Genomic DNA, 9,871 nt, shown 5'->3' on the forward strand with positions numbered 1-9,871 from the left:
ATAGGCTTGTAATAGGCTTTGGCTGTTTATCAGAAGTTTTCTTGTTTTCTGTGAATTTGCAAAATCGTAAAAACGTGAAACTGTAATGGTAGGATGTGTGGTTGATCAAGAGCCGTGAGGGTTGTGGGGCGGTTGAGGAGAAGAGGGGGGGCAATGAAGGCGTAAAGGTTGGATTGTGAAATGCGTCAAATTTGAGAGAAGTTTTTCGTATCTTTGGTATATCTTGTATATGATCAGTGGGTTTTCTTTATAAGGCTTTAAATTTAGCTCAATCCACCACTTGTTTTTTGAGTTTAATGGCTTGAAAGTTTACGGTTCTTTATTTTACGTTTTCTTATTTGCTGTCGTAAAAATGAATTTAAAGCAAGTGTGCTTGCTAATTGTGTTTTCTTATCGGTTTTTTTTCGGTTTATTGCGATACTTTTTTATTATGCTTAGCATACGAGTTTATTATGCTTAGCATACGAGGGTGCTTTTTGTACGCTGGCTGTAAGGGTGCCTAATTTTCATTCGGTTCTGAAATGGTGTTTTTTATAATATATCCTCCCATGATGTCATAAAATTCTGTTTTGATATAAGCTTTTTTGGTACGTTTAAGTGTTGTTTTAAGGAGTGCGTTGAAATTTCTTTAAAAAAGTTTGTCGCGTATGAGTATTATGGGAAGACTATGAGCGGGAAATCAACTCGAACCTGCTAAAATTTGGACTGTTGAAAGAGAAGTTTTTCGTGGGAACCTTACGTTTTTTAGAAATCATCGTTTTTTGAGGTGTGGGGAGAAAGGTCAGCTTTAAAATAGACAAAAAATTCTAAACACAATTTGCTGTTTTAAGTTTTATGCCATGACGCCTTATAACATAACGCCCCATAAGATTATGCTGTCTAAGTCGCGTGAGAAGGGAATAAGCCCGTGTGAAGATCATAAACCGTCAGAGGGGGATAAGCCTAGGGGTAAAAAACGTTTGGTTTTGGGGCTGTTGATATAAGGATGCTGTTTGAGAGGCGCAGGGAGGGGGATTGTTCGTTCGCAAAGCCTATGATGTAAAGAGTATGGGGGGACTCAAGAGGATGTTCGGGTATGGATAGAGATTGAAGGGGCACGGCTTCTTTGAAAAGCATAGGTATTGATCATAAGTTTGGTTTATTCATATGGTTTTTTATGGCATCCAGTACCTGTTGGCTTATCTCCTGATGAGTCAGCCATCGTGAACCTTTTGGGGTTATTTTTTGTCCTAATCGAATGGGGATAAAATCAACCTTGTTTTTGCGCGCGCACTCGAGGACCATTTGATCATGGGTGTTGGAACCAAAAATATGAAGAATACATGGTGGTTTAGGCAAAAGAGCTAACTGCTCAATTAATGCGCAAGAAAATGCAGGCGAATGAATCCATAATATGCAATATTTTAGATCATGCCATTGCTTCACAGCTTCTAAAAATTGCGCCTTTGATGCCGCACAATCATAATCCAACGGCACGCACAACTGTTTGTTGTGCAATGCCTCAAGTTGGACTTTATGTGAAAGAAAGCGTGCAGCAATAATCACTTCTTGCGGCTCGAGTGATTGACACAAAGGGGCAAGCATCCCTGTGCCCCCTACCACTAAATAACGATAGTGCGCACCCTTTTTTTTCATGCCCCCCTCCCTTTTTGCTTTAAATCACACCACGGTGCTTTAAAAATGTACACATTTCATCAGCAAGCCTTTCACAACGTGTTTGTATCTCTTCACTGATAACTTTCCAAGTACGACCGTCATCATCTGAGGAAAAATCTTCGGGGGAAGAGGCGATTTGACATTGGAGTGCATAACCATAAAGCGTGCTCACCACCGGCAATAAATGCTCACACGGTTGTGCGCATTTTTGGGCGGTACTCCCATGAGAGATAAGCCCAACAGGTTTATTTAAAAAGGCATTATAAGCTAAATTATCAAGAGCATTTTTTAAAACACCTGAATAAGACCCTTGATAAACGGGGCTTGCTAGAATAACGCCATCAGCCGCTGCAATGGTTTTTACAAACTGGCGAACCGCAGCACTTGGATTAGCCTCAACCTGTTGATGATAATCTGGATCTGTCATCGGTAAGGGCTGTTCACGCAAATCAACCCAATGAAGTGATGCACCCCGCTTCGTGAGGCAATCCGCTAAATAACTGGCTAAAGTTCTTGTTAATGAAGGTTGACGCACAGACCCCAAAATAATTGCTATATTCAATAGGATTCTCCTTTATCTTTTCCAGAAAAGCCTATAACGCAAGGCTTAAAAAGAATTGTGAGTAAAATGACGCGTATCATTATGCTGTTTATAAAGAGCAGTTGTGATGATACCGCATAGTTATAGAATCAGTCCATGCTAACAAGATTGTTGACAAAACAACACCTCAAACTTGAAGAGAATGTTAGTGCTTTCATTAATATTAAAACGTTTGATCTCAAAAGTAGCGGCTGTCTTATTGTTTTAAAAGCGTTTTTTATGAATATATTCTTAGCTGTTGGCTTGCAAGATTCCCAATGAAAAAAGGAAGATATCGCCATATTTTGATTTATAATGATCATTGATCCTTTTTAATTGGAATAAGAGAGTTGTAAGATTTTCTTATTTCAAATGCTTTTATTGCGCGATCATTTGCGTATCAATGGAAGTTCCTTTTTTCATATCTTAAGTGGGGGGCGGAAAACAGGGGGGGCGGAAAACAATTGATAAAAGAATAAAAATGCTTCTATCTTTTCAAGAGATAAGGGCTGTTGTCGAAGCTAGATATGGCTGTTGTAGGGGGGGTGCGGGTAAAGGCTGTTGTAGGGGCAGAGCGGTATGGCTGTTTGTAGGGGGGGGTGCGGGTATCGTAGATGCGGTGGGCGGCGTATGTGAATGGCGCTGGGTTATACTTTTTATTGAAACAATGGTGGTGATAGATTTTATCGTAAGGGGATATATTCATGAGGGCGCTATTGTTATTTCCTTCAAGGGTGCTGTTCATGAAATGGGGTGGACGCGCGTTGGTTTGGAAGTGTTGAGAGATGCTTCTTTAAAACAAGCACGTGAATTGGCAAAATTGAAGTATTGGCAACATAAATATGCAATACGAGTGTTCTCTGGGGGTGTTCTGTTTGACGACAATGGACGGAATTTTACTTGATAGATTGTTCGTGTCCTTATATGAGAGATTGTTCGTGTCCTTATAAAAGTCAAGGACAAACAGTTGTATAAAAAGGAAGAGCAAATGAAGGGGGAAAATTCCACATTTTATAACAAACTGTGCTCTGTTGTTTTTGGAAAATCATTTCGTTCTTATAAAGACCATATTATCATTTGTCTTATTTCTATCCTTATTGGGATAGGTCATAAAGCTCTTTTGATCCCATTAGAATCCGAGTGGTCGTTGAGTGTATCGCAGGATAGCGCTCTTTTGGCGCTCTTTGTGCTGCGTGAAGTTATCATGGTGTGTGTTGTTGCCTTGATGCCTGTTTTATTGGTGCTTTATCTCATCTTAACGTATTTGTTGAAAAAAAAGATTCAGCAGTTAGAAGAGGCTATCCAGCAACGGGGTCACACAACCGATCAACAAAATAATCCAGTAAAAAAGGATAGAGAAAAAATAAGCAGTTTTTTTATCGCATACCTTTGGTTGATATTTCTGCTGGAAATCTTTTTTCCTGCGGGTGTTGTCATGATCATTTTGGAATTTTATTATTTTGTTTTCAAGCGCGTGAGAACGTATTGTAAAGTGAGACGGGTACTAAAACGCGTAAGAAAAGAGAGCGACAAGGCGCTTGCGTAGCTATAGTGAAGGGGGAAGAGGCAAGGTTTGGAAGCTCGTGACACAAGAATAGGGGATGAATGGTTGAAGAATCATCAGGCAAAGAGGATAGCCTATTTTCGTTTGTAATGAGGAGGATGCTCTTAATCATTTGGAAGAGCAACTGCGTTTTTAGAAAGTCGGGGTTTTTTGTTGAAAATAAGGGAAGTGCCATGTATCGCACTTTTAGTGGTTCTTAAAAGAGCGAGCATGAGATAAAGAAATGCGTTTTTCATAAAAAAAAGGAAGAGCAATGAAGGGGAAAAATTCAGCATTTTATAATGGACTGCGCCATTTTTTCGAAAAAAGTGTTTTTTCTGTGCGAGAGCATGTTGTCATTTGTTTCCTCTCCCTCATTATTGAGCTATGGAACAGGATTTTCTTTCTTGAGCTGTGGAACAGGATTCTCTCTCTCTCATCCTTGGATAGCAAAGAGTACAGCATTTTCTCTCTTGAGCTGTGGAACAAGATTTTCTTTCTCTCATCCTTAGGTAGCAATGGGGAACGGACAGGGTGGTGGGATACACCTCTTTTTCTCTCTCTGTGTGCGTTTTGGAAAGTTATTATAGTGTGTGTTTGGGTCTTGTTTCCAGTTATGTTGATACTCTGCATCATATTGTGGCGTTTGTTGGTAAAAAATACTCGGAAATTGAAAGAAATAAACCAGCAACGGGGTAAAATAACCGATAAAAAGGATCGGTATAAAGAAAGTGTGAACTGGAAAATGGACGATATTCTTGTCATGATATTTGTTTTCGTGCTTATGTTCGTGACAGTGTGGGTTGCTTGTATTCCCATGATGATTTTAGAACTTTATTATGGTGTCTTTAAGCAGGTGAGAATGTATCGCTGTTTAAGAAAAGAACTGAAAAGCGTCTTGCAAGAACAGGATACAGCGCTTGAGAAGTCATGAGAGGGAAAAAATAATGAAGGAATTATGAGAGATTCAGCCTTTATAGGGATTGCTCTCTATACCATTTTGCCTCTGATGTTTTTTGGTGCTCTTTCATGGGGTGTCCGTAAACATTGCTTTAAAGGAGCAGTGTTGAGGATGACATTGAGGGGAAGAAAAGCCGATTATGGATTAGTATTGATAAAAGGGAATGAGAGCCCATGGGGTTTAGAGCCTAGAGTGAGCGTTTGGGACTTACTTCATCGTTTGAAATGTGAGGAAGGGGGAACGGTTTTTCTAGCAGGTGATCGCGGTATATGGGTTGTTTTCGTATTTTTAGGTGCCTTGTTCATTCAAGCTTTGAAATGAATCCTATTGAAGTGGGGATGCAGGGTTATTTTCTTGAAAATAGGAGAATTTTTTGGAAAAAAGCTGAATTGTGGCTATCGGTTACAGATTGGCGCGGTTTGAAAATATTCACTGTTTGAGGTGTGAGGAAGGTAAGGGGTAAGATCCATGCGGGATAAAAAAAATTCTGAAAAAAGCAAGAAAGAATCGCTTGATGAGGGGGAATTTTTAACCATACAGAGTGCAACAGCGCTTTTAAAAAGCTTGGGATGGTCGGTGGAAATCGAGGGAAAAGGAGATCATTTGGCAACTCTCTTTTTACCAGATCGTGAAGTGCAGTTTCTCTATAACGAGAAACGAGTGGAAGAATTTTCGCCCTTTGATCGCGGACTTTTAATTATGAGCGGTATTTTCGCTGCGGCTTGTCAGACGATTAATCCTCATAATTCTGGGGTTTTGCCAACAGTATTTATGAATTTTGTATCCAATGGATTGGAAATTTTTGAAGAAAAAGTGAGCGCCCAGCTTTTAAAGAAAACTCTCGATAAAACTTTAAAATGGACAATGGAAAGTGATTCTTTGCATGAAATGTTTCGCTCTCAATATAGTATTCCTCCTTGGGAAAAAGACTCTTTATCTTGGGCACTGGGTGATGAAGTAGAGTTCGCACCTTATGCTTTGCTGCATCTTGCAGCTCTTGCCTTGCTGGGCGATGTTGAGATTTTAGCTTCTTATGACGAAAGTTTTACGGCAGGGGAAAAGCTTGGCTTTGATGAAACCATTGAAAAAGTTCATTTGGAACGTGCGATGGTGATTGCTCAAGAAGTGAAAAGGGAAGGAAAGTTCAGTTACGATCTTCTGGAACGGGTTGCTGAGAAGTGGTCTATAGCTATGAACTATCAGCTTTTCAGAGTGAGATCCCCTGATACGTGTAATCAAAAACGAGATTTTCATAAAAAAATAGTCGAGGAGAAAAAACAAGAATTAAGGGAACAAGGATTTGAAGGGGTGAGTGATGAACAGCTCGTGCTTGAAGTAGAAGGGGTAAAATATTCTCCTGATATTATTTATATTAAAGATGGTGAACCTGCATTTATGGATATAAAAATTGATTAGTGTTGTATTCTTCTGTTGAAGAAAAGCACTTTTATTTGAAAGAAGAAAAGCGCCATGATTGAGGCGCTTTCATACTTTTCACACCAGAGCAAAATAAAGTGCTCGAAAAATCAAGAATAATAGCCAAGATTTTAAAAAATAGACTGAAAATGGTTTGATCCTCAAGAATAGGGGAGAAAAATCGATTATAAATTCTGCTATCTTCTTAAAGGCGATCTCTTTTTTGTTAGAAAATGCTCATAAATTATCGCTTATTCAAGCGGTATGAGGGAAGTCTATTAACTAAAACGCTATGAGGGAAGTCTATTAACTAAAGTGGTATGAGAGGGGGGCGCTTAGGGGGGAGAGCCCTCATTATTTGAGATGTGGGACAAGTAAAAGAACGGTTTTTCTAGCAGGTGATCGCGGTATATGGGTTGTTTTCGTATTTTTAGGTGCCTTGTTCATTCAAGCTTTGAAATGAATCCTATTGAAGTGGGGATGCAGGGTCATTTTCTTGAAAATAGGAGAATTTTTTGGAAAAAAGCTGAATTGTGACTATCGGTTACAGATTGGCGCGGTTTGAAAATCTTCGCTGTTTGAGGTGTGAGGAAGGTAAGGGGTATCACGGTACCATAAATATTATTATTTTTATTATGACGCAAACCATAATGGTCTGTGTACTTTTCTTGATTCCAGTGATATTTGGGTTTTGCATCATCATAATGCGTAAATTGGAAAAAAAGATCTAGAAACGAGAAGAGGCAATCTCTGTGGGATAGCAAATAAGCTCTCTGTCGCACGGGTCTTTTCAAAGAGTGAGAGGGGAATACATGAAGGAGCAAAATTGGGCATCAGAGCAAGAAACGCATAAAGGAGTGCATTCTTTTTCACTCCAGCAAGCGTTGCTCTCAGCAAAGGATTATAAAGTTATTTTTGCTATTGCTGTTATCATTATCATCTGGAAAATGGTTCTAGAAATACCAGATGTATTAAATTGGCAGCTGACAGGATGGCAATATGTTGTGCATGCCGTTCTCTTTAAAACGACGGGCATCATAATGGTCTGTGTCATTATTTTTATTCCGGTTATGTTACGGCTTCGCACCAAAGTGACGTGTGAGTTGCGAAAAAATATTCAGAAACTAGAAGAAGCAATCTCTGTAGGAGAGCACATAAGCTCTCTGTCGCACGGGCTTTGTAAAGACTGAGAGGGAAAAATGAACAGTGATCCTATAGCGGTACGTGTCTTGGATCCCGGATTCTGGGTGATGATTGCTATTTGCATGATCATTATCATGCTTATTTTAGCTCTTTATACCTCTGTCTTCAAACGGATGAAAATGAATTTCCAAGTGAAAGGCGAGCTGGAAAGAGTGCTTAAAGAAAATGATCTTGCAACGCAGCAGTTTTGGAAAGATGAAGCCGTGGTGCAGGAGAGGCGTTTGCAACTAAAGGAAAAAGAGTTCTCTGCCGATTATGATGATGATGAAATTCTCACGATAGAAAGTGCAACAGGGCTTTTAAAAAGCTTGGGATGGTCGGTGGAAATCGAGGGAAAGGGAGATTATTTGGCAACCCTCTTTTTACCAGATCGCGAAGTGCAGTTTCTTTATAACGAGCAACGAGTGGAAGAATTTTCGCCCTTTGATCGCGGACTTTTAATTATGAGCGGTATTTTCGCTGCGGCTTGTCAGACGATTAATCCTCATAATTCTGGGGTTGTGCCAACGGTATTTATGAATTTTGTGCCCAATGGATTGGAAATTTTTGAAGAAAAAGTGAGCGCCAAGCGTTTAAAGAAAGCACTCGATAAAACTTTAAAATGGACAATGGAAAGTGATTCTTTGCATGGAATGTTTCGCTCTCAATATAGTCTTCCTCCTTGGGAAAAAGACTCTTTATCTTGGGCACCGGATGATGACATAGAGCTCGCACCTTATGCTTTGCTACATCTTGCTGCTCTTGCCTTGTTGGGCGATGTTGAGACTTTAGCTTCTTATGATGAAAGTTTTACGGCAGGGGAAAAGCTTGGCTTTGATGAAACCATTGAAAAAGTCCATTTGGAACGCGCTTTAATGATCGCTCAAGAAGTGAAAAGGGAAGGAAAGTTCAGTTACGATCTTCTGGAACGGGTTGCTGAGAAGTGGTCTATAGCCATGGACTATCAGCTTTTCAGAGTGAGATCCCCTAATACGTGTAATCAAAAACGCGCTTTTCATAAAAAATTAGTCGAGGAGAAAAAACAAGAATTAAGGGAACAAGGATTTGATGTGAGTGATAAACAGTTCGTGTTTGAAGCAGAGGGGGTAAAACATGCTCCTGATATTATTTATATTAAAGATGGTGAACCTGCATTTATGGATATAAAAATTGATTAGTGTTGTACTCTCCTGTTGAAGAAAAGCACTTTTATTTAAAAGATGTGAAAGCGCTATGATTGAGGCGCTTTCATACCTTTCTTACCAGAGCAAAATAAAGTGCTCGAAAAATCAAGAATAATAGCCAAGATTTTAAAAAAATAGACTGAAAATGGCTTGATCCTCAAGAATAGGGGAGAAAAATCGATTATAAATTCTTCTATCTTCTTAAAGGCGGTCTCTTTTTTGTTAGAAAATGCTCATAAATTATCGCTTATTCAAGCGGTATGAGGGAAGTCTATTAACTAAAGTGGTATGAGGGGGGGGAGCTTAGGGGGAGAGCCCTCATTATTTGAGATGTGGGACAAGTAAAAAATGTCATTTTTGAAGGCGGTGATATTTAGCCAATAAAAATAAAAACATCGGAAAAATTAAACTAAAAAAGGCCCCATTTTAAAAGGGCCTCTTTATTTAAATTTTACAATATACACAAAATGTATATAACCTTATTTTAAGAAATTTTTGTCTCTTATACTCTAGCGGAAACCAATTGTATAAAATATATAATAATTGATCCTAAAAAACCAGCTATTGCATTCAATAAACTTTTTCCTTTTTCGTATATATCGTTTATTGATGCTTGTTCTGATGCGCTTCTATTATTTACTCTCAGTATATTCAATGTATCCGATGTATCCCTTACTTGTTTAACAAACTGTAAATTTGTTTTCTCGACAGTATAAGGTGCAACAATAGGAGAGGGTTCTTTATTGACTATACGATCAGATTTTTGAATCGCGAGAGCTAAACCACTTGTAATTGCCCCCGCTATGAAAAAATATCTGATATTCATAGTTTTTTCTCCTATATTTATTTCTATAAATAAATATCGATATGTATCATACATAAATTCGATTTAAATAACTATAGTAAAAATACAACAGTCATAAAAAAGAATAAAGTTTGTCTACATTTTGACAAAATTTACCCTTAATTGCCTTAAAGAATTCTTTCAGATTCATATTTTATGAGGGTGTAAAAAAGTTTGAAAGTCTGTAGGCAAGTGGAATCCCATAAGATGGGTGATACAATAGTTGCTAGAAAACTTCTTTTTGTTCTTTTTAGCAAAGATTCGTAAAAATGAGGGTTCATAAGAATGAGATGCGATGAAAGTTAAGTAAAACCCGTGAGGGGAAGGATGCACTTTTTTGAAGGCTGAGTGCATCCTCTACAGCTTGGATACTGCTTCATGAGGGTTGAGCAGTATCCGTTGAGGGGAAGGGTGCACTCTTTGAAGGCGGAGTGCATCCTCTACAGTTTGGATGCTGCTTCATGAGGGTTGAGCAGTATCCGTTGAGGGGAAGGGTGCACTCTTT

Annotated in this window: 10 protein-coding genes; 7 read left to right on the top strand and 3 right to left on the bottom strand. The window is 38.8% G+C overall.

Features of this window, described 5'->3' with window-relative positions:
- Positions 1 to 1,125: 1,125 nt before the first annotated feature.
- Together ACFIJ8_RS05010 and ACFIJ8_RS05015 are read right to left on the bottom strand one after the other, a co-directional pair.
- Positions 1,126 to 1,635 (bottom strand): short-chain dehydrogenase, encoded by a 510-nt coding sequence (locus tag ACFIJ8_RS05010; protein ID WP_375639128.1) that lies wholly within the window; start codon positions 1,633 to 1,635, stop codon positions 1,126 to 1,128.
- A 19-nt stretch (positions 1,636 to 1,654) separates the two neighbouring features.
- On the bottom strand, positions 1,655 to 2,218 hold the full coding sequence (locus ACFIJ8_RS05015; RefSeq protein ID WP_273788528.1) for an NADPH-dependent FMN reductase: 564 nt from the start codon (positions 2,216 to 2,218) through the stop codon (positions 1,655 to 1,657).
- A gap of 499 nt (positions 2,219 to 2,717) precedes the next feature.
- On the opposite strand from ACFIJ8_RS05015, the gene ACFIJ8_RS05020 reads away from it, so the two are divergent.
- The 7 genes from ACFIJ8_RS05020 to ACFIJ8_RS05050 all read left to right on the top strand — a co-directional run bounded on the left by ACFIJ8_RS05020 (position 2,718) and on the right by ACFIJ8_RS05050 (position 8,516).
- The gene (locus ACFIJ8_RS05020; RefSeq protein WP_375639129.1) at positions 2,718 to 3,140 is read left to right on the top strand and encodes a hypothetical protein; all 423 of its coding nucleotides are present in this window, start codon (positions 2,718 to 2,720) and stop codon (positions 3,138 to 3,140) included.
- A 63-nt stretch (positions 3,141 to 3,203) separates the two neighbouring features.
- Positions 3,204 to 3,782, top strand: coding sequence for a hypothetical protein (locus ACFIJ8_RS05025; protein WP_375639130.1), 579 nt, complete (start codon positions 3,204 to 3,206; stop codon positions 3,780 to 3,782).
- Positions 3,783 to 4,428: 646 nt separating this feature from the next.
- A complete protein-coding gene (locus tag ACFIJ8_RS05030; RefSeq protein ID WP_375639131.1) occupies positions 4,429 to 4,713 on the top strand; it encodes a hypothetical protein in 285 nt (94 codons plus the stop codon).
- Positions 4,714 to 4,737: 24 nt separating this feature from the next.
- Complete coding sequence (locus tag ACFIJ8_RS05035; protein WP_375639132.1) at positions 4,738 to 5,061, top strand: hypothetical protein; 324 nt, start codon at positions 4,738 to 4,740, stop codon at positions 5,059 to 5,061.
- A 147-nt stretch (positions 5,062 to 5,208) separates the two neighbouring features.
- Complete coding sequence (locus ACFIJ8_RS05040) at positions 5,209 to 6,156, top strand: DUF6990 domain-containing protein (RefSeq protein WP_375639133.1); 948 nt, start codon at positions 5,209 to 5,211, stop codon at positions 6,154 to 6,156.
- Positions 6,157 to 6,968: 812 nt separating this feature from the next.
- The gene (locus ACFIJ8_RS05045; protein WP_273788534.1) at positions 6,969 to 7,346 is read left to right on the top strand and encodes a hypothetical protein; all 378 of its coding nucleotides are present in this window, start codon (positions 6,969 to 6,971) and stop codon (positions 7,344 to 7,346) included.
- A gap of 9 nt (positions 7,347 to 7,355) precedes the next feature.
- Positions 7,356 to 8,516, top strand: a complete 1,161-nt coding sequence (locus ACFIJ8_RS05050) for a DUF6990 domain-containing protein (protein ID WP_375639134.1) — start codon at positions 7,356 to 7,358, stop codon at positions 8,514 to 8,516.
- 508 nt (positions 8,517 to 9,024) lie between these two features.
- On the opposite strand, the gene ACFIJ8_RS05055 is transcribed toward ACFIJ8_RS05050, so the two are convergent.
- Entirely contained in the window at positions 9,025 to 9,348 is a 324-nt protein-coding gene (locus ACFIJ8_RS05055) for a hypothetical protein (protein WP_273788613.1), read from the bottom strand.
- Positions 9,349 to 9,871: the final 523 nt, after the last annotated feature.

It is taken from the genome of Bartonella sp. MF74HXZ (assembly GCF_042194445.1).
Taxonomy (GTDB): Bacteria; Pseudomonadota; Alphaproteobacteria; order Rhizobiales; family Rhizobiaceae; genus Bartonella; species Bartonella grahamii.

Excerpts from the sequence above, each read along its gene's own strand:
- ACFIJ8_RS05050 (WP_375639134.1), top strand. The coding sequence starts at position 7,356 with ATGAACAGTGATCCTATAGCGGTACGTGTCTTGGATCCCGGATTCTGG.
- ACFIJ8_RS05020 (WP_375639129.1), top strand. The coding sequence starts at position 2,718 with ATGCTTCTATCTTTTCAAGAGATAAGGGCTGTTGTCGAAGCTAGATAT.
- ACFIJ8_RS05035 (WP_375639132.1), top strand. The coding sequence starts at position 4,738 with ATGAGAGATTCAGCCTTTATAGGGATTGCTCTCTATACCATTTTGCCT.
- ACFIJ8_RS05010 (WP_375639128.1), bottom strand. The coding sequence starts at position 1,635 with ATGAAAAAAAAGGGTGCGCACTATCGTTATTTAGTGGTAGGGGGCACA.
- ACFIJ8_RS05055 (WP_273788613.1), bottom strand. The coding sequence starts at position 9,348 with ATGAATATCAGATATTTTTTCATAGCGGGGGCAATTACAAGTGGTTTA.
- ACFIJ8_RS05040 (WP_375639133.1), top strand. The coding sequence starts at position 5,209 with ATGCGGGATAAAAAAAATTCTGAAAAAAGCAAGAAAGAATCGCTTGAT.
- ACFIJ8_RS05045 (WP_273788534.1), top strand. The coding sequence starts at position 6,969 with ATGAAGGAGCAAAATTGGGCATCAGAGCAAGAAACGCATAAAGGAGTG.